Here is an 18817-nt window from a genome sequence, read left to right on the forward strand (position 1 = left end):
CCCCGTGCCGGGGCGGTTTCGTTTCCCTGCGCTCACGACCTACGGCCGAGGCCAGACCGTGCGCGTCTCGCCGCGCGAGGGTCCGGGCGGCGCGGGTACGGCCATGCGACAGCCCGTGGGGCAGACGGTCGGCGCGAATTCCGGAACCGTTCTGGTCTGGCGCTTCCTCGGCGTGGCGGGGCGGTTCATGATGGCGGCGTGACCGCACGACTGGTGGACCGGCTCGACGAGGCCCGGCGGCGGGGATTCGTAGGGCGGCGGGCGGAACTGGCCCGGTTCCGGGCCGTGCTCGCGGGCACGGACGACGCGCGGGTGCTGTTCGTCCACGGCCCGGGCGGGATAGGCAAGACCGCGCTGTTGCGCCAGTTCGCCTGGCTCGCCGGACGCGCCGGACGACGGACCATCTGGCTGGACGGCCGAGAGACACCCGCCGACGCGTCCGCCGTCCTCGCGGCACTTTCGTTAGAACGTTACGGTACCGTTCCGTCCATCAGGGTTGGCGGCCTCGCAGTAGAACGAGACCGCAATGGCTTGCCGTCAGAACGGGTCGGTCCCGTCCCGTCCATTGGCGACGGCGCCGTCATGTCGGATAGAGACGGCGACGGCCTGCCGCTTGGACGGAACGGTGCCGTCCCGTCCGGCATGGACACCAACGTCGCGCCGGGACAGGATGCACGTGCTTCGGGTGGTCGGGACGGGGACGTCCTGCTTGTGGTGGACACCTTTGAGGGGCTGCGGACGCTGGAGCGCTGGCTTCGCGACGAGCTGATCCCGTCGCTGCCCGACCGGTGGATCGTGGCGCTCGCCGACCGGGACCGTCCGTCCGCGGCCTGGCGCGCGGATCCTGGCTGGCGCGAGCTGCTGGCCGACCTCCCGCTGCGCAACCTGGACGCGGACGAAGCGGGCGAACTGCTCGACCGCCGCGGCCTCGCGCCCGGACGGCGGGACGCGGCACTGGCGTTCACCCGCGGCCATCCGCTGGCGTTGGCGCTGGTCGCGGACCTGCCTCCGCGGGACGGTCCGGCGCCCGCCGCAGAACCAGAGGTCCTGGCAACGCTGCTCAAAGCGTTCGTGGACCGCGTCCCCTCACCCGCACACCGACGGGCGCTGGAGACATGCGCGCTGGTCATGACGGTCACCGAACCATTGCTCGCGGCCGTTCTGGATCCAGACGGGCGCGATCCCAGCGTCCCCAGCGATGACAGCGCCCTCACTGGCGCCTTCCGCACACAGCCGGACGCCTACCGCACACATTCCACCGGGTATCCCCCACAACCCGGCAGGCGGCCCGGCGCCGACGACGGACGGGCGGACGCGGCGGCGGTCTTCGAATGGCTGCGCGGCCTGTCGATCGTGGAGCACGGGCCGCGCGGGCTCGTCCCGCACGATCTGGTCCGCGAGGTGCTGGCCGCCGAGCTGGGCTGGCGTGATCCGGCCGGACGCGAGGAGATCCGCGCCCGTGTGGCCGACCACCTGCGGGATCGGCTGCGCAGCGCGCCCCCGGCCATCCGGCAGACGCTCCTGCTCGACCTGGTGTATCTGCATCGCGACCGGTCAGTGCTAGGCCGGTTCCTACCCGGACCTGCGGGTCTGGACGAGGGCCGGTTCGCGGTGACGCCGCCCGCGTCCGGCGACTGGCCTGTCCTGCGCGCCTGGGTCGTCCGGCACGAGGGCGAGGCGTCCGCCGCGTACTTCGACCTTTGGCAGGAGAGGCAGCCGGACGCGTTCCGGGTCGTCCGCGCGGACGGCGGCGACCCGGCTGGATTCTGCACCGTCCTGAAGCTGGAGCAGGTTGCGCCGGGCGAACGCCGCGACGACCCAGCAGTGCTGGGCGCGTTCACCCGACTCACCGGGGACGCCGCACTTCGCGGGGACGAAACAGCCGAGCTCGTCCGATTCTGGATGGCCGCCGACACTCACCAGGCGCTCTCCCCCGTCCAGACGTTCATCACCCTGCACATGGCACGCGCCGCACTGTCCACGCCGTTCCTTGCGGCGACGTTCCTCCCGTTCACCGACCCGGACTTCTGGGCGGACGGCTGCGCGCGACTCGGCTACGAACGCCTGCCCGAGGCGGACTTCGAGGTCGGCGGACGCCACCACGGCGTGTACTGGCACGACTGGCGGCGCGAATCGCCGCTGGCCTGGCTGTCCGGGCTGATCGAGCGCGAGACCGGCGAACCCCTTCCCGCCGCCGGAGCCGAGCCCCTCAGCAGGGTCGCGTTCGCCGAAGCCGTCCGCGAAGCGCTCCGCGGCCTGGGCCGGGCGGACGGCCTGCGCGACAACCCCCTGCTCACGACCTCCCTTGCTCTGCGTCCGGGAATGTCCCCGGAGGCAGCACTACGCTCCGCGATCGAGGACGCCGCCGACGAACTGGCGGCCTCCCCGCGCGACCTCCGCGCCCACCGAGCCCTCCACCACACCTACCTGCGTCCAGCCCCGACCCAACGCGACGCCGCCGAACTCCTGTCACTCCCGACCAGCACCTACCGCCGCCACCTGGCCACCGGCATCGACCGCCTGACCGACCTCCTCTGGCGCCAAGAACAATCCGAACGCCCACCCACCTGAAGCCCTCCGCGGCACGTCCGCCCACCCAACCAACCCAAGGCCCGCGAAGCTTCCTCGCAGAGGAATCCCGCCCCCGGAGCTTCCACGCACGGAAAGCTCACGCCTTCCGTAAGGGCAGCTCACCGCAGGTGATCAGCGCGCTGCGTGCGCTTGGGCAGCGCCGCGCGTGGGCACTGGCGGGGGCGCGAGGTGTGGGGCTTCCGCGCGGGGACGCGCGGTGTGGGGCTTCCGCGCGGGGACGCGCGGTGTGGGCTTTCAGGCGGGGGTGGGGCGCGTCCGGGAGGTCACCAGGCCGGACGGGCGGGCGGGGGCGTGAGGCGTGGGGAAGGCAGGTGCGGGGGTGCGGGGTTTGGAAGGTGCGAGGCGGGGTGGTGAGTGGGGTTAGTTGAACTCGTTGTCGGAGAGGATGAGGAGCTGCTTGACGTAAACGCTGCCTGGGCTGTTGTTGTTCGCGCAGAGTTGGTACTGGCCGGCGCCCAGGAAGGTGCCCAGGGACGTGCGGCCTTCGCCGGTGAAGTCGGTGACGGCGCCGGGTGAGACGGCGACGGTCGTGCCGCCGGTCTTGCGGAGGCGGAAGGTGACGCCGGGGAGGTTCGCGTGCCCCTCGCCGCGCACCTGGTAGGCGGCGTTCTGGTAGACGCAGAGCTGGCCGTTCGCCGCGACCCAGCCATACGCCTGGGACGAGGCGCCGGCGGCGGACGCGGTGAGCAGCGCGGTCGCGGCGGTGGCCGCCGCCAGCGTTCCGACGGCGGCGATTCGCCTGATCTTCATGGGTTGCCCCCTTCACGAGCGGCCCTCGGTTCGGGCCGGACGCGAGGAACGTACGGGCACGGAAGGTTCGGTTTCGAGGCCGTTCCGTGCCCGTTCTCCGTCCGATCAGTGCTCAGAGTGTCCAGCCTCAGCGCGGCGGCGCCCCCAGTCCAGCGGACGGTCAGTGCGAGGAGGTCCGAGCGTCGGTGGGGCCGGGCCCGGGGCCAGCGGACGGTCGGCGGTTCCAGCCTCAGCGGGGTAGGGAGGCGAACCAGCGGACGATCTGGCCCGGGGCGGTGACGTTGGTGCCCAGGTGGAGAGAGCCCTGGTAGAGGGGCCTGCCCAGGTTCTCCACCTGCGGGTTCGCGCCTCGGGTGCGGAGGGACGTGACGCAGTGGTCGGTGTTGAGCGTCGTCGCCTGCTCGTCGGTGTCGGCCCGGTAGAAGCGGACGGGCATGCGGGGCGTCCAGGCGGTGCAGACCTCGCCGTCGGTGCGCAGGGCGGCGGCGAAGCGGCCGGACGGGTGCTGGAGGACGGCCCAGCCGCGCGGGGTCAGCAGGTCGGCGAGGCGGTTCGGCATGCCGCGGAACATCTCCTGGCCGGGTGTCGTGCCGTCGAAGTACTTCTCGACGTGCTCGGCGTACGGGGACTGGAACACCTCCTGCGGTGTCCGGTAGATGCCGCCGTGGATGCGCTGCCAGGACGTCAGCAGGTACGCGACGTAGAGGGTGCTGGACTTGGCGTCGAGCCGGCCGTCCAGCAGGGCGGGCAGTTCGGCGCGGGCGAAGTCGTAGCCGCCGCTGACGGGGGCGACGGCCTTGACGCGGAAGTGCCGGTCGGCGCCGTTCTGCAGGGCGCGGGCCAGGCCGAGCGCGGGTGAGGCGCCCTGCGAGAAGCCGGTGAGCAGGACGTTCCGGTCGAGCGAGTGGCCGGTGCGGGGCGCGAAGGCGCGGGCGGCGCGCAGCATGTCCAGGGAGGCGGACGTTTCGGACGGCACGTCCTTCCAGGGGTGGACGCCCGGGCCCGTCCCGAGCCCGAGGTAGTCGGGTGCGACCGCGGCGTACCCGGCGCCCGCGTAGGTGTAGGCGGGTCCGACCGCCCAGGGGGTGTTGCTGGTGGACGGGGCGTCCGGCTTGTAGCTGGTGGTGCCGTGCGTGTAGGAGACGGCGGTGAGCTTGCCGCGTTTGTCGCGCGGCACGACGAACAGTCCGGACGCGTTGGTAGCACGACCCTTCGTGTCGATCGTCCGGTAGGTCAGGCGGTAGGCGTCCACGCCGCTCCGCACCGGCGAGGCGTCGAAACCGGCCTGGCCGAGCACTTTCCGGACGTCATCGGCGGACAGCGTGCGCAACCGCTCGGCCGAGACGAGCGAGCCGCGCGCCTCGGCGTTCGCGGGGGTGCCGAAGTGCGCGGAGGGCGACGGCCCGGCGGCGAACGAGCCGAGGCCGACGACGGTCGCGCCGGTCAGGGTGAGAGCGGTGATGTTCTTGGTGATCATACGAACAAGCTTCGGCCGGGGCTGTCCGAACGCACATCGCGCGAGCTGGTGAACCCCGGCCTCACCCCTAGGGGTCAGACACGTCCGATGCCGAGGGTGTTCTCGGCGGGCAGCAGGCCGCTGCCGACGGCGGCGACCCAGGCCGGGGTGATCGCCTCGGTGAAGCGTTCGACTCCCCTCTCGCCGAGGACGGTCCAGGGCCGCAGCGCGAGTTCGTCCGTGCGGGCCTCGACGGTCTGGCGGAGGGCGCGTCCCTGTTCGGTGGCGATGCCATCAGCGTCGATCAGCCCGCGCGAGCGCAGGCGTTCGGCGGCGTCCGCCCACTCCTGCTCGCTCCAGCCGCGGCTGTCGAAGGTCGCGCGGCCCGCCGCGCCGATCGCCGCGAAGGAGACGAGGGCCTCGGTCGGGTCGAGGCCGGCGTTGAGCAGGGCCGCGACGTGGCCGTCGCCGCGGTGCTCGCGCAGGCGCGTGGCGGCCTGCCAGAGGACGAGGTGCGGCTCGTCCGCCCAGGGGAGTTCGGCGTTGGCGGCGGCCAGGGGGCGTCCGCCCAGGTCGGCGGCTTCGGCGGCGGTCCGTGCCAGCTCGGCCGCTTCGGCGATTTCGGGTGATCCGAGGTCGTCGCCGAGGAGGGTTCGGTAGGCGGCGTCCATCGCGTGGAGGCGGGCGTCCAGGACGGCGCCGGGCGCGGCGACCCGCCAGGCCGCCGGGACGTGCTCGGCGACCATGGACGGCGCGAAGCTGTAGAACGCCGAGCCGACCGCCTTCGCCCCCGCCGCGCCCAGCGGTGCGGCGCGCCAGGCGAAGTAGGACGGCCAGCGCGTGTCGGTCGCGTAGCCGAGCGCGGCGGCCTCGGCGAACACCTCGGGCGCGTAGTAGAGGACGGCGTGCACGGGCTCGGTGAGGTGCCAGAGCTGCCGGGCGGTGGCGGGCTGGAGCGGCATCAGGGTCCTTCCGTTAACTTGTCACTGACAAGATGCCTCCGGAACCGGGGTCTTGTCAATGGCAAGTTCGAGTGGCGGGACCTCCTGCGGCGCGGGGAACCGGGTCGAGTGCGGGCGAGTGCGGGTCCGCGTCCGGCGGAGTTCGACCGCCGCGTAGGCGAGGAACGCGAACGCCGAGATCAGGTAGCAGTTGGCGACCAGCGTGATCAGGCCGTGGAACCCCCACTCCCGCGAGGTGTTGTCATGCGGCGTCCACCACAGCGGGGACAGGACGAACAGGACGTACACGCACCCCGCCGCCACCCGCCGCCCGTCCCGGACCAGCAGGACCAGCACCGGCAGCACCCACACCCAGTGATGCGCCCACGAGATCGGCGAGACGAGCAGGCCGGTCGTCCCGGTCACGGCCGTCGCGCCCAGCCAGTCCCCGCGCCGGGCCCAGGCGGCCGCGACCGCCAGCCCGAACCCCGCGACCGCGATGGAGACGAGCGGATACCAGCTCTGGACGCGGTCCGGATGGCCGCCGACCATCCGGGAGAGCATGCCGAACGGCGACTGGTTGCTGATGTAGGTCACGCCAACGCGCGAGGTGTCGCGGAACGTCCCCGACCAGTAGACGCGCGAGGCGTCCGGCGCGACGAGCCAGGTTCCCGCGACGGCGGCGGCGAACGTCCCGGCGGCGATGCACGCCGCGCGGATACGTCCGGTCACCAGGAGAAGGACGATGAAAATGCCCGGAGTCAGTTTCACTGCCGTTGCGATGCCGATTCCGAGACCGGCCATCCCGCCGCGCTTGATGGCTCTGATGTCAGCGATGACAAGAGCGAGCAGGAAGAGGTTGACCTGGCCTTCGAAAAAGGTGTGATAGACGGGCGCCAGCGGTATCGCGATAGCGACGATGGCAGCGACCGTGTTCCGTGAGACGGGTCGTCCGGCCAGCTCCAGGATGCCCGCGCACGCCCAGACCAGCGCCGCCAGCGAGGCGAACTGCCAGGCCACGCGCGACGCCGCGAGAGGCAGTTCGGAAAGCGGCGCGCAGAGCAGCGCGAAGAACGGCGTATTGGTGTACCAATGCGCGGCGAGCTGCTCGGTGTAGAGGCGCGTCCCTTCTGTGACGACTCCCCCGCCCAGCCGATAGATACGGAAATCGAGCGAGTCCCAGAGGACGGACCAGACCGCCAGGGCCACGATTTCCACGGCCAGCACGATACGGACGAACATTTTCATGCCGCAAAGATCGCCCGCGCCCACCCGCCGCGTCGTCGGGCCACCGGCCACAATCCGCGCGCCCCGGGTAGCCCGTGGGCGTACGCCCGGCGGCTAATACCCGCGAACGCCGCATCCGGTTACGATCGCGACATGCCCCCCGAGCCCGCTGACCAGCACCCCCACGCGCCACCGGCCCGTCCGGACGCCCGCTGGAGCCGGTCGGACGAGCCGAGCGCACGACGGTCGGGCGAACCGGGCGCACGACGGTCGGACGAGCCGAGCGCACGACCGGACGGTCCGGCGGGGCGGGCGGGTGCGGTCGCGTTCCTGCGGCGCGCCACGATGTCGGTGCTGGCGTGGCTCAGCGTCGTGTTCTTCGCGATGCTGCTGGATCTGGAGCTGCACAGGCAGCCGAGGGAGATCTCCCAGGCGATCATGATTCCGGCCGTGCTGATGGCGGTGCCCGCGCTGCTGCTCCGCCGCCGCACCCCGGCGGTCGTCTTCCTGCTGCTCCTCGGGTGGCTCGTCGCCTTCGCCGAGCACATCACCTGGGGCACCGGCTATACCAAGCTGCTCATCGACGACGTGGCGCTCGCCTACATCGCCCTGCACAGGCCCCGCCGGACGAGGACCATCGCCTGCTCGATCGTCTTCACCGCCCAGTTGGCGGTCGCCGCCGCCCTGCCGCCCGGCCCGGAGAACCAGGTGCAGGCCATCGCCGTGGCGGTGCTCGGGTTCCTCGCGGCGATGACCACGGCGCGGATGATGCGCGAGCGGCGCGAGCACGTCGTCGAGCTTCGCACGCGGGAGACCGAGCGCGCGCTCGCCGCCGAGCGCCTGCGGATCGCCCGCGAGTTGCACGACATGGTCGCGCACAGCATCGGGATCGTGGCGATCCAGGCGGGGGTCGGCGGACGGGTCATCGACACCCAGCCGGACGAGGCGCGCAACGCGCTCGCCGCCATCGAGGCGACCAGCCGCGAGACCCTCGCCGGGCTTCGCCGGATGCTTGTCACGCTGCGGGAATCCGGCGAGGGCAACGGGGAGGACGGTGTCCCGGCGCCCGCACCACTCGAACCGGCGCCGGGCCTGGCCGATCTCGAAAGGCTCGTCGCCGCCACCCGCGACACGGGCCTCCGTGTCGAGGTCCGCTGGGAGGGCGAGCGGCGGCCGCTGCCACCGGAGATCGACCTGTCGGTGTTCCGGATCGTCCAGGAGGCGATGACGAACGTCGTCCGGCACGCGCGCGCCGACCTGTGCCGCGTGACCATCGGATTCGGGGAGGACGAGCTGACCGTCACGGTAAAGGACGACGGGACGGGCGGAACGTCCGGCGACAGCGGCGGCTTCGGCATCGTCGGCATGCGCGAACGGGCGGCCCTGCTGCGCGGCGACCTGACCGCCGGCCCGCATCCCGAAGGCGGCTTCCAGGTCACCGCCCACATCCCCGTCCCACCGCGAACCGCACCCCCGACGCAAGCCCCGTCCTCGACGCAAGCCCCAACCCCGACGCAAGGCCCGTCCCCTGCGCAGGGCCCGTCCTCGACGCAAGGCCCGTCCCCGGCGCAGGCTCCGTACCCGACGCAGGGCCCGTCCCCGACGCAGGTGCCGCCCCCGGCGCAAGCCTCGTCCCCGGCGCAAGACCCGTCCGCGGCGCAAGGCTCGTCCGCGACGCAAAGCGCGTTCTCGGGGCGGGTTCGGGTGGTTCGGTGAGTGGGGCCGACGGGGCGGTCCGTGTGCTGCTGGCCGACGACCAGCCGCTGATCCGCGCCGGGCTTCGGGTGCTCATCGCCGACTGCCCCGATCTCGCGGTCGTCGGCGAGGCGGGCGACGGCGCCGAGGCGGTCCGGCTCGCCGAGGAGCGGCGTCCGGACGTCGTCGTCATGGACATCCGGATGCCGGACATGGACGGCATCGAGGCGACCCGCCGCATCACCCGGGCCGCGACCGCGCGCGTCCTGATGCTGACCACGTTCGACGACGACGAGTACGTCTACGGCGCGCTGCGCGCGGGCGCGAGCGGCTTCCTGGTCAAGGACATGGCGCTGGAGGACATCCTCGCGGCGGTCCGCGTGGTCGCGGCCGGCGAGGCGCTCCTCGCGCCCGGCGTGACCCGCCGCCTGATCGCCGACTTCGCCGCCCGGCCCGAGCCGTCCTCGGCCGGACGCCCGGCCGCGCTGTCCGCGGTGACCGAACGCGAGCGCGAGGTGCTCACCCTGGTGGGACGCGGGCTGTCCAACGCCGAGATCGCCGAGCGGCTCTCCATCAGCGTCGCCACCGCGAAGGCCCACGTCGCGCGGCTGCTCACCAAGCTCGACGCCCGCGACCGCGTCCAGCTCGTCATCATCGCCTACAACGCCGGCCTGGTCGCCCCCTCGACCTGAGCTCGCGGCGGTTCGGGCGGGGAGCTGGGCAAACGGGCGACGGGTCCCGGTTAGGGTCGGAGCGACAGGATCACACCCGACAGGAGGCGGCGAGGATGGCGCAGCAGGTACGCGGGGTCATCGCACCGGGCAAGGGGCAGCCGGTGCGGATCGAGACCATCACGATCCCGGACCCCGGGCCGGGCGAGGCGGTGGTCCAGGTGCAGGCGTGCGGGGTCTGCCATACCGACCTGCACTACCGCGAAGGCGGCATCAACGACGACTTCCCGTTCCTGCTCGGCCACGAGGCCGCCGGGGTGGTCGAGTCGGTCGGCGAGGGGGTCACGGAGGTCGCGCCGGGCGACTTCGTGATCCTGAACTGGCGCGCGGTGTGCGGGCAGTGCCGGGCGTGCCTGCGCGGCCGTCCCTGGTACTGCTTCAACACCCACAACGCCAAGCAGAAGATGACCCTTGAGGACGGGACGGAGCTGTCCCCCGCGCTCGGCATCGGCGCGTTCGCCGACAAGACGCTCGTCGCGGCCGGGCAGTGCACCCGGGTCGATCCGGCGGCGAAGCCCGAGGTGGCGGGGCTGCTGGGCTGCGGGGTCATGGCGGGCCTCGGCGCGGCGATCAACACCGGGAACGTCGGACGCGGGGACAGCGTCGCCGTGATCGGCTGCGGCGGGGTCGGCGCGGCGGCGGTGCTCGGCGCCCGGCTCGCCGGAGCGGCGCGGATCATCGCCGTCGACCTCGACGACCGCAAGCTCGCCACCGCCAAGGAGCTCGGCGCGACGCACGCGGTGAACGGCACGGGCATCGATGTGGTCGAGGCCGTCCAGGAGCTGACCGGCGGGTTCGGCGCGGACGTGGTGATCGACGCGGTCGGCGTCCCGGAGACCTACAGGCAGGCGTTCTACGCCCGCGACCTCGCCGGGACGGTCGTGCTCGTCGGCGTCCCGACGCCCGAGATGACGCTGGAGCTGCCGCTGCTGGACGTGTTCGGGCGCGGCGGTTCGCTCAAGTCGTCCTGGTATGGCGACTGCCTGCCGTCCCGCGACTTCCCGATGCTCATCGACCTGTACCTGCAGGGCCGCCTGGACCTGGGCGCGTTCGTCTCCGAGACCATCCCGCTGGACGGCGTGGAGGCCGCGTTCGAGAAGATGCACCACGGCGACGTGCTGCGCTCGGTGGTGGTGTTCTGATGGCCGCGCGGATCGACCAGGTCGTCACGTCCGGCACGTTCTCCCTGGACGGCGGGACCTGGGAGGTCGACAACAACGTCTGGATCGTCGGGGACGACGAGGAGTGCGTGGTCATCGACGCCGCACATGACGCGGACGCGATCGCCGCGGCCGTCGGCGGCCGGCGGCTCGTCGCGATCGTGTCCACGCACGGGCACGACGACCACATCGACGCCGCGCCCGACCTCGCCGTCCGTACCGGCGCGCCCGTCCTGCTGCATCCGGACGACCTGATGCTGTGGAAGCAGCGGCATCCGGACGCCTCGCCGTCCGGCGAGCTGGCGGACGGCCAGGTGATCGAGGTCGCCGGGACGGAGCTGACCGTCCTGCACACTCCGGGCCATTCCCCCGGCGCGGTCTGCCTGTACGCGCCGTCGCTCGGCACGGTGTTCTCCGGTGACACGCTGTTCCAGGGCGGGCCGGGCGCGACGGGACGGTCCTTCTCGGACTTCCCGACGATCATCACCTCGATCCGGGAGCGGCTGCTGGCGCTGCCGGCCGGGACCGTCGTCCGGACCGGGCATGGCGACAGCACCACGATCGGCGATGAGGCCCCGCACCTGGACGAGTGGATCGCACGCGGCCACTGACCTGGATGTTCGTCTCGACGGCGGCTCCCTGCGCGGCGCCGCCGTCTTGACGAACCCGGGACGGGCCGCCATGGTGCGGCATAGTGTCCGATTGGCGGACGGGCCGGAACGCGCCCCCGCGAACGACCGGTAACGGCGAACATCCGGTGACTTCCGGGAGGTGCGATGCGGGTGCGGCACGGCATGGTCGCGACGCTCGGCTTGCTCGTGCTCGGCCCGCTCGGCGCGGGATGCGGGACGTCCAGCGCGTCCACCGGCAAGTTCGACCCGCAGCAGAACGTCCAGCCGCCCGTGGCGAGCGGCGCTCCCGAGGCCCTCGCGCCGTCCCCGTCCCCGACCGCGAGCACGCCGCCGCCCGCATCGGATCCGATAGCGTCCACTCCGATCGGCAAGCCCGGTTCGTGGCGCGTGACGACCTACTATACGGCCGTCGAGAGCCTGCACGGCGGCGCGATGACGCCCGTGAAGGGCTGCCCGTCGCTCCACTGCTCGAACGGGCACGCGCCGCTCGGCGCCTACCCGTCCGACTTCCTCCGCATCATCCGGACGGAGGGCAGCGGACGCATCACCTCCGGCCCGCAGAAGGGCCGCTTCCTCAACTGGTCGCACAGCACCGGCTACTGGCTGGACGACAGCACCCGCGACCCGGCGGGCCGTCCGCTCAAGGCGTGGGAGTCGGCCGCCGCCGACCGCGACGTCCTGGCCCGAGGCCAGCGCTTCGTGATCACCGACTGCGGCACCGGCGTCCCCGCGGCCGTCTGCGCCCGCTTCCGCCAGGCCCGCTGGACGGTCACCGACCTCTTCCGCCCCGGCTACGGCGGCAAACGCCACGCGGACGTCTACCTCGGCGAAGAAACCGGCCCCGACTTCTCCCGCTACTCCACCACCCTCAACGGCGCCTCCCTAGGCGCCATCTAACGCCCCGCCCGCTTCGGCAACGCCACCTTGAGGACGCACGGCCCAGTTGGAACTGATCGAAGACAGGGACATTCGACTCAGTTGGGACCGATCAACGGCAGGGACATTCAGCCCATTTGATGCTGATCGAGCGCGGAGGCGCTGGGCCTGATCGACGGCGGAGCCGTCCCGCCCAGCCGGGGCCGATCGACAGCGGGGCGTTCGGCACAGTCGGGGCTGATTGACGGGGGCGGCTCAATTGGCCTGACCGACGGTGGAGGCGCCCCGCTCAGCTGGGTCTGATCGACGGCGGAGGCGTTCGGTTCAGTTGGGGCTGAATGAGGACGGAAGAGGCTTTGCTGTTCGGTCCGGGGGGCGTGGGGAGGCGAGCCGGGTCGGGCGGATGCGGCCGCGCAGGAGGATCTCCTCGCCGAGTTCCCAGCGGCCGGCCTCCTCGGGGTCGGCGCTCTCGACGACGGTCGCGGCGGCGAGGACGCGGTCGGGACGTCCCTTGGCCAGGTCGGTGAGGCGGGCGGCCTCGTTCACCGGGTCGCCGATCACGGTGTACTCGAAGCGCTCCTCGGCTCCGATGTGTCCGGCGACGGCCTCGCCCGCGGAGACGCCGACGGCCGCCGACAGGCCGGGGACCTCGTCCTGGAGCCGGGCGGCCAGCTCGCGTCCGGCGGCGAGCGCGCGGCCCGCGGCGCCGGGCAGGTCCAGCGGCGCGCCGAAGATCGCCAGCGCGGCGTCGCCCTCGAACTTGTTGATCCAGCCGCCGTGCCGTCCGACCACCTCGACGACGACGGCGAAGAAGTCGTTCAGCAGCGCGACGACCTCGGTCGGCGGGCGCTCGGCGGCGAGCCGGGTGGACCCGATGACGTCCACGAACAGCACCGCGACCTCGCGCATCTCACCGCCGAGGTCCACGCCGTGCTCCAGCGCGACGCGCGCCGCGTCCTCGCCGACCTGGCGTCCGAACAGGTCCTGGAGCCGCTCGTGCTCGCGCAGCCCGGCCGCCATGTGGTTGAACCCGGCCTGCAGCAGGCCGACCTCGCTGGCGTCGTAGACGGGGACCTCGACGTCCAGGTCACCGCCCCGGATGCGGGCCAGGCCGAGCCGCACCGACTCGACCGGGTCGGCGATCGCGCGCGCCGCGCCGTAGGTGACGCCGAGCCCGACGACCAGGGCCGTCCCGCCGAGCGCGAGCACCGCGACCGCGAACGAGTGCACGGTGACCCGGTTCAGCACGAACGAGCCGACCGCGAGGACGATCAGCCCGAGGATCGGCACCGCGGTGCCGAGCGCCCAGGCCAGCACGGAACGCGCGACGACGCCGGGCAGCCCGGTGCGGCGCGGCGTCCCGGCGCGCAGCGCGGTGGTCACCGAGCGGCGCAGCAGCCGCTCGGCGAGCAGGTAGACGATCGTGCAGGTGGTGAGCCCGCCGAGCAGGCTCGTCAGGCCGAGCTTGACCGCGACCAGCGCGGAGAACGGCAGGTTGATAAGCACCCAGCCGACCGTCCCGACCGCCCAGAGCGTGAGGTGGACGGCCATCAGCCGCAGCGGCCCGTACAGCAGCAGGGCGCGCTCGCGCCGGTCCGGCTCCTCGTGCTTGTCCACCAGGCGGCGGACGCGCCGGAAGAACCGCTCGCCGAGCAGCAGCCCGACCGGCACGGCGAGCACCACGTAGGCGGTGAACACCCAGACGTTGACGGCCTGCATCCGGTGCGGCGACTGGCCGCCCGGATTGGGAACGATCAGCGTGAACACCAGCACCACCAGCGCGCCGCCGAGGTTGGCGAGGCCGGTGGCGAGGGTCACCAGGACGCGGGCCCGGCGGGCGATCTGCGGGCGGGAGTCCTCGGGCCAGCCGTCGATCAGCCGCCGGAGGACGCCGATGGGCGCGCGGGCACGCCGTCCCGCGCCCTCGTCCACCGCATCGCTCCCCACGAAGGTGGAGCGTATCCGGTCGTCCCAGGTGTTCCGTACATCACAGTCGTCCCTCACTGTCCGCCATGGAAATATGACAATCCGGACACAGCGGTATGGCGTTCGCGCCGGGTTGACCGGTCGGTCAGTCAGGGCATCCCTTCAGTCCGGACACACCGCCCATCTCCCCGGAGGTTCCTCATGGGCAAGCCGGCATGGGAGGACGCCGTCGCGTTCGCCGCCGGACTGGCCGCGCTCGTCGCCCCCGACCTGTGGACCGACGGCTACGGCCGCCTGCCGCTCATGGTCCTCGGCGCCCTGCTCATGGTCGCGGGCCTGTACCCGCTCCTCGGCTCGGTCGGCGCCACCGCCTGGACCACCACGGCGTTCGCCCTCCTGATCTTCATCTCCCCCTGGGCCTGGCAGTACGACGCCCACCACCCCGCCGCCTGGACGGCATGGATCGCAGGCGGCGCCGCGACTATCGTCGGCCTGTGGGTCGCCTACCGCGCCCGCACCGCAAAACACTGACCACCGGCGGGGGCCGCCCGCAGGGGAGGCCCACCATGACGCGAACACCCCCCGCCAGGCCCCCCGCCCGCACACCTCCCCCCGCGACCGGCGCACCGCCTCGCTCTCCCGAAGTCCCTGCCTCTGGCGGGGCGGGGCTCGGCGGCTCGGGTGGGAGGCCCGGGCCTGACGCACGGACGCGGATTCTGGACGCGGCCGAGAGGCTGTTCGCGGAGAGCGGGTACGAGGGGACGTCCACGGCGCGGATCGCGCGGAACGCCGAGGTACCCAAAGGGCTGGTGTTCCATTACTTTCCGCAGAAGATGGACGTCCTGGTCACCCTGGTCGCCGAGCGCACCCGGATCGAGCAGACCGCCGACACGGCCGCGCTCGGAGCCGTTCCGGGCGACCCGGCGGGCACCCTGGCCCGGCTGGCACACGGCTTCCCGCTGCACGCCTCCCCCTCGATGCGCCGCATCCTCTTCCGCGAGGCCGACACGCACACGACCGTCCGCGAACGCCTCCGCCTCCTGAACGGCGAGGTCGTCAGGCGCGCCCGCCTGGCCCTCGAACTCGCCCTCCCCGGCGCCCGCGGCGACCAGGCCCGCCTGGAGGTCGCCGCCGCCACCTTCGCAGCCGTCCTCCTCTACCAGGAACACCTGGCCCAGCTAAGCGGCCACCACGTCGACCCCGACGCCGTAGCCGACCTCATAGCCCGAGCCCTAGGCACTTAACCCAACCCGCCGCCTACACGCTGCCCCCTCGACCGTTCGCCACGCGAGCTGGGCACGGGCACGGGCACGCCAACGCAGCCAAGAAGCCCGGCTCCGGCCCAAGGCCACACTCCGAACCCCCGGCTGTTCGCCTTGGCCAGCCCAACATGGCGTTCGGACCCCGACCGTTCACTACCGCCAGCGAGCCCGCCCGCCACCGGGACGTCCTGGCAGCCGAACGCCGTGAACGCGACCGCGTCCGTGGTGAGAGGGCATCCGCTGGGACGGACGGGCGCGCATCGCGGCTTGATCACTCACTGACGTTCAGGCTCGCGCAGTCCGCGACCCCCAGCTCGGACAGCACCGCACTCAACCGCTCCAGTGCCGCACTCGCGTCCGAGCCGTCTGCGATCTCAAGGTCAAGATGGCAGCGACCCATGCCGCTCCCCGCGCCCGTGACCTCGCCGTCGAGCCCGAACTCAACCTCCAGGGCCTCCTCCACCTCGTCACGATCGATCGGCAGGCCCACGAAGACGATCTCAACGAACACCGAGGCCCTCCCTCTCAACGCGGTGAACCATAACGGTCACGGCTCTAGCAACGAGGCGCGCCCGCCTGTCTGAGCGCCCCCGCCCACCTGGCCGGGCGCACCCGCCCACCTGGCCGGGGCCCCCGCCCGCCTGGCTGGGGCGCGCCCGCCCGCCTGGGGCGCTCGCCTACCCGGCCGGGCGCGCCCGCCCGCCTGGCGGGGGGACTCGCCCGCCTGGTTGGGGCGCTCGCCTACCCGATTGGGGCGCCCGCCTACCTAGCTGCGGGCACTCGCCCGCCTAGCTGGGGGCACTCGCCCGCCTGGCCGGGGGCACTCGCCCGCCTGGTTGGGGCGCTCACCTACCTGGCTGGGGCACTCGCCCGCCTGGCTGGGGGCACCCGCCTACCTGGTTGGGGCGCTCACCTACCTGGCTGGGACACTCGCCTACCTGGCTGGGGCGCTCGCCTGCCTGGGTGGGGAGGGGTAGTCGCCCGGGGGGGCGCGGGGGTTCGGGCGTGGGAGGGGTGGCCGGGGGGCGGGGTGGTCTTGGGGAGGGGATGAGCGGGGAGGGTCAGGTTTCTATGGGGGTCAGCATGCGGTGGGGGGTACGGAGGGCTTTGCTTACGGCGTCGTCGCGGAGGCCGGCGGAGGGGCCGGGGTGGATCTCCAGGTCGGCGGGGCGGACGGGGGCGCCGCCGCAGGTCGGGCAGGTGCCGTCCGGGGCGATGCGGGTGCCGCAGTCCGCGTGGACGAACAGCCGGTGGGGGCCGAGCTCGCCGAAGTTCTGCTCGCCCCAGCAGGCGAGGCCGTGGACGACGGGCCAGAGCGAGAGGCCGGCTTCGGTGAGCACGTACTCGTGCCCCTCCTTCGCCAGGACGCCGTGCTCGACCAGCGTGGACAGGCGCGCCGACAGGACGGCGCGGGGCATGTCCAGGTGGACGAGGAAGTCGCTGAACCTGCGGACGCCGTAGAAGGCGTCGCGGACGATCAGCAGCGTCCAGCGCTCGCCGACCACCTCCAGCGCCCGGGCCAGGGTGCAGTCCTGCCCGGTGTAGTCCTTCCCGAGTGCCATGCCGTGCAGGATACCTCCTCGCAGGTTCAATGAACGAACTTCGGCGTGTTAGAGTCACCGGCGGAATGGTTCGTTCATTGAACTTGGAGGCCGCATGACGACGCAGGCGCCCCACGGCTCCCGCCACGAGGCCCGTCCGCCGGGCGCGACGGCGGCACTGGCCCTGCCAGGCGCGGCGACGCTGCTGGGCCTGATGAACTACACCGCGCCGATCGCGACGCTCACCGACACCGCGGACGGGCTGCACGCCGGGACCACCGCGCGGATCTGGGTGATGAGCTCGATCAGCCTCGGTCTCGCCGCCGCCCTGCTGGTGGTCGGCGCGCTCGCGGACGACCACGGACGCCGCCGCGTGTTCGCGCTCGGCGGTGCCCTGCTGGCCCTGTCCAGCATCGGCTGCGCGCTCGCGCCGAACTCGGCCGCCTTCGTGGCCGGACGGATCGTCCAGGGCGTCGCGACGGCGGCCCTGCTCGCCACCGGCCTCGGGATCATCGGCCACACCTTCACCGGGCACGCCCGGGCCCGCGCCGCCGGGATCTGGGGCGCGATGCTCGGCCTCGGCATCGCGCTCGGGCCGATCGCCGCCGCCTGGCTCACCCAGCTGGTCGACTGGCGGCTCTGGTACTGGGTCACGGTCGTGGCGTCCCTGGCCCTCACCGCCGCCTCCCGCGCGCTGCCCGAGTCCCGCGCCGAACTGCGCCGCGGCCTGGACATCCCCGGGCTGATCACCATGGTCGGAGGCGTCTCCGCGCTGCTCTCCGCCGTCACCCTGGGACGCACCGGCTGGACGCGTCCGACCGTCCTGGCCCTGCTGGCCGCCGCGATCGTGCTGCTGATCGCGTTCGTCGCCGTGGAGGCCCGCCGCACCTCCCCCATGCTCGACCTGGGCCTGTTCCGCCGTCCGGCGTTCCTGCTCTCCATCGGCGGTGCGCTGGTCACCGGCCTCGCCGTCATCGGCCTGATGAGCAACCTCGTCACGATCATGGTCAGTGCGCTGCGCCTCTCGCCGCTCGCCGCGTCCTTCGTCCTCGGCATCTGGTCCGGGCTCTCCTACGTCGCCGCCCTCCAGGCCCGGCGCCTCCCCGCGCGCTGGCCCTCGGGCGTCCTGCTCGGCGCCGGCCTGGCCCTCAGCGCGGTCGGCGAACTCGCCATGCTGGGCCTCAGCCCCGGGACGTCCTGGACGCGCCTCATCCCGGGCCTCGTGATCGCCGGGGTCGGCAGCGGCCTTGCCAACGCGATGCTCGCCCGCCTGGCCGTCGACAGCGTCCCGCCGCAGCGCGCCGGCATGGGCTCGGGCGCCAACAACACGGCCCGCTACACCGGCGCCGCCCTGGGTGTCGCGATGGTCTTCGCCATCAACACCAGCTCCGGCACCACGCCTCACGCCGTCACCCACGGCCTGAACCTCTCTCTCATCGTCTCCGCCATCCTGTGCGCGGCGGGCGCCCTCGCGGCCATCCCCCTGAGCCGCCGCGCCGCCAACAGCGCCACTCCGACCACGTCCACGTCCATCACCAGCACCTCCGCAGGCACCACCCCAGCCCCCGCCGCCCGCTGACCAAGCCCACCCCTTCCCCGCTCATCAAGACAGCGGCATCCACGCCCCAGGCCACCAGCAGGCCACCCGGCTCATGGGCTGGCCGACCCAGGTCATCGGCACGCACTGATCGAGCACGAGCCACCCGCCATCAACCCGCCCGACCAAGCCCCCAGCCCGAGCCAAGCCGCCCGCGACTGGCCCCCAGTCCGAGCCGCCACGTCCGAGCCGCTCAAGCCGAGCCGACCGGGACGAGGCACCTGGGCCAAGCCGACCAGGCCAAGCCACACGCGACCGGCCTCCCAGGCCGAGCCGCGCGCGATGGGCGTTCCAGGTCAAGCCGTGCTGCCCTAGACCAGCCGGACGACCTCCTCGCGCAGCGGTGCAAGGGGCAAGCCATCCGAAAGGCGAGGCATGCGGATGGGGCATGCTGAGCGAGCCCTCCAAGCCAGCCGTCGGGGTCGAGCCGT

Annotated in this window: 16 protein-coding genes; 9 read left to right on the forward strand and 7 right to left on the reverse strand. The window is 72.9% G+C overall.

Annotated elements, in window-relative coordinates:
• The first annotated feature begins 198 nt into the window (after window positions 1-198).
• Window positions 199-2571, forward strand: a complete 2373-nt coding sequence (locus FHU30_RS21580; protein WP_253878342.1) for an ATP-binding protein — start codon at window positions 199-201, stop codon at window positions 2569-2571.
• Between the two features lie 381 nt (window positions 2572-2952).
• On the opposite strand, the gene FHU30_RS21585 is transcribed toward FHU30_RS21580, so the two are convergent.
• The 4 genes from FHU30_RS21585 to FHU30_RS21600 all read right to left on the reverse strand — a co-directional run bounded on the left by FHU30_RS21585 (window position 2953) and on the right by FHU30_RS21600 (window position 6957).
• The gene (locus tag FHU30_RS21585) at window positions 2953-3342 is read right to left on the reverse strand and encodes a hypothetical protein (protein ID WP_253878344.1); all 390 of its coding nucleotides are present in this window, start codon (window positions 3340-3342) and stop codon (window positions 2953-2955) included.
• A gap of 229 nt (window positions 3343-3571) precedes the next feature.
• On the reverse strand, window positions 3572-4819 hold the full coding sequence (locus tag FHU30_RS21590) for a lipase family protein (protein ID WP_253878346.1): 1248 nt from the start codon (window positions 4817-4819) through the stop codon (window positions 3572-3574).
• Window positions 4820-4893: 74 nt separating this feature from the next.
• Window positions 4894-5760, reverse strand: a complete 867-nt coding sequence (locus FHU30_RS21595; protein WP_253878348.1) for an SCO6745 family protein — start codon at window positions 5758-5760, stop codon at window positions 4894-4896.
• A 21-nt stretch (window positions 5761-5781) separates the two neighbouring features.
• Entirely contained in the window at window positions 5782-6957 is a 1176-nt protein-coding gene (locus FHU30_RS21600) for a glycosyltransferase 87 family protein (protein WP_253878350.1), read from the reverse strand.
• 162 nt (window positions 6958-7119) lie between these two features.
• On the opposite strand from FHU30_RS21600, the gene FHU30_RS21605 reads away from it, so the two are divergent.
• The 5 genes from FHU30_RS21605 to FHU30_RS21625 all read left to right on the forward strand — a co-directional run bounded on the left by FHU30_RS21605 (window position 7120) and on the right by FHU30_RS21625 (window position 12081).
• A complete protein-coding gene (locus FHU30_RS21605; RefSeq protein WP_253878352.1) occupies window positions 7120-8682 on the forward strand; it encodes a sensor histidine kinase in 1563 nt (520 codons plus the stop codon).
• Window positions 8679-9353 carry a response regulator gene (locus FHU30_RS21610; protein ID WP_253878354.1) on the forward strand — a complete coding sequence of 225 codons (675 nt, stop codon included), beginning with the start codon at window positions 8679-8681 and terminating at the stop codon, window positions 9351-9353. The genes FHU30_RS21605 and FHU30_RS21610 overlap by 4 nt, the downstream gene beginning before the upstream one ends.
• A gap of 95 nt (window positions 9354-9448) precedes the next feature.
• Complete coding sequence (locus FHU30_RS21615) at window positions 9449-10534, forward strand: S-(hydroxymethyl)mycothiol dehydrogenase (RefSeq protein ID WP_253878356.1); 1086 nt, start codon at window positions 9449-9451, stop codon at window positions 10532-10534.
• Window positions 10534-11163 (forward strand): MBL fold metallo-hydrolase, encoded by a 630-nt coding sequence (locus tag FHU30_RS21620; RefSeq protein ID WP_372503929.1) that lies wholly within the window; start codon window positions 10534-10536, stop codon window positions 11161-11163. The genes FHU30_RS21615 and FHU30_RS21620 overlap by 1 nt, the downstream gene beginning before the upstream one ends.
• Before the next feature lie 165 nt (window positions 11164-11328).
• Window positions 11329-12081 (forward strand): hypothetical protein, encoded by a 753-nt coding sequence (locus FHU30_RS21625; RefSeq protein ID WP_253878358.1) that lies wholly within the window; start codon window positions 11329-11331, stop codon window positions 12079-12081.
• Window positions 12082-12384: 303 nt separating this feature from the next.
• On the opposite strand, the gene FHU30_RS21630 is transcribed toward FHU30_RS21625, so the two are convergent.
• Window positions 12385-14007 carry an adenylate/guanylate cyclase domain-containing protein gene (locus FHU30_RS21630; protein ID WP_253878360.1) on the reverse strand — a complete coding sequence of 541 codons (1623 nt, stop codon included), beginning with the start codon at window positions 14005-14007 and terminating at the stop codon, window positions 12385-12387.
• A gap of 180 nt (window positions 14008-14187) precedes the next feature.
• Here FHU30_RS21630 and FHU30_RS21635 point away from each other — a divergent pair, with 180 nt between their 5' ends.
• Entirely contained in the window at window positions 14188-14517 is a 330-nt protein-coding gene (locus FHU30_RS21635; RefSeq protein ID WP_253878361.1) for an SPW repeat domain-containing protein, read from the forward strand.
• A 35-nt stretch (window positions 14518-14552) separates the two neighbouring features.
• Window positions 14553-15230, forward strand: a complete 678-nt coding sequence (locus tag FHU30_RS46215; RefSeq protein ID WP_301323472.1) for a TetR/AcrR family transcriptional regulator — start codon at window positions 14553-14555, stop codon at window positions 15228-15230.
• A gap of 289 nt (window positions 15231-15519) precedes the next feature.
• Here FHU30_RS46215 and FHU30_RS21650 read toward each other — a convergent pair whose 3' ends face one another.
• Complete coding sequence (locus FHU30_RS21650) at window positions 15520-15759, reverse strand: hypothetical protein (RefSeq protein WP_253878363.1); 240 nt, start codon at window positions 15757-15759, stop codon at window positions 15520-15522.
• Window positions 15760-16309: 550 nt separating this feature from the next.
• Window positions 16310-16810, reverse strand: a complete 501-nt coding sequence (locus FHU30_RS21655) for a winged helix-turn-helix transcriptional regulator (protein WP_253878364.1) — start codon at window positions 16808-16810, stop codon at window positions 16310-16312.
• Window positions 16811-16904: 94 nt separating this feature from the next.
• On the opposite strand from FHU30_RS21655, the gene FHU30_RS21660 reads away from it, so the two are divergent.
• Window positions 16905-18368: an MFS transporter gene (locus FHU30_RS21660; RefSeq protein ID WP_253878365.1), complete on the forward strand. Its 1464-nt coding sequence runs from the start codon at window positions 16905-16907 to the stop codon at window positions 18366-18368.
• Window positions 18369-18817 lie beyond the last annotated feature (449 nt).

It is taken from the genome of Actinomadura rupiterrae, from assembly GCF_024172125.1.
GTDB classification, from domain to species: domain Bacteria; phylum Actinomycetota; class Actinomycetes; order Streptosporangiales; family Streptosporangiaceae; genus Spirillospora; species Spirillospora rupiterrae.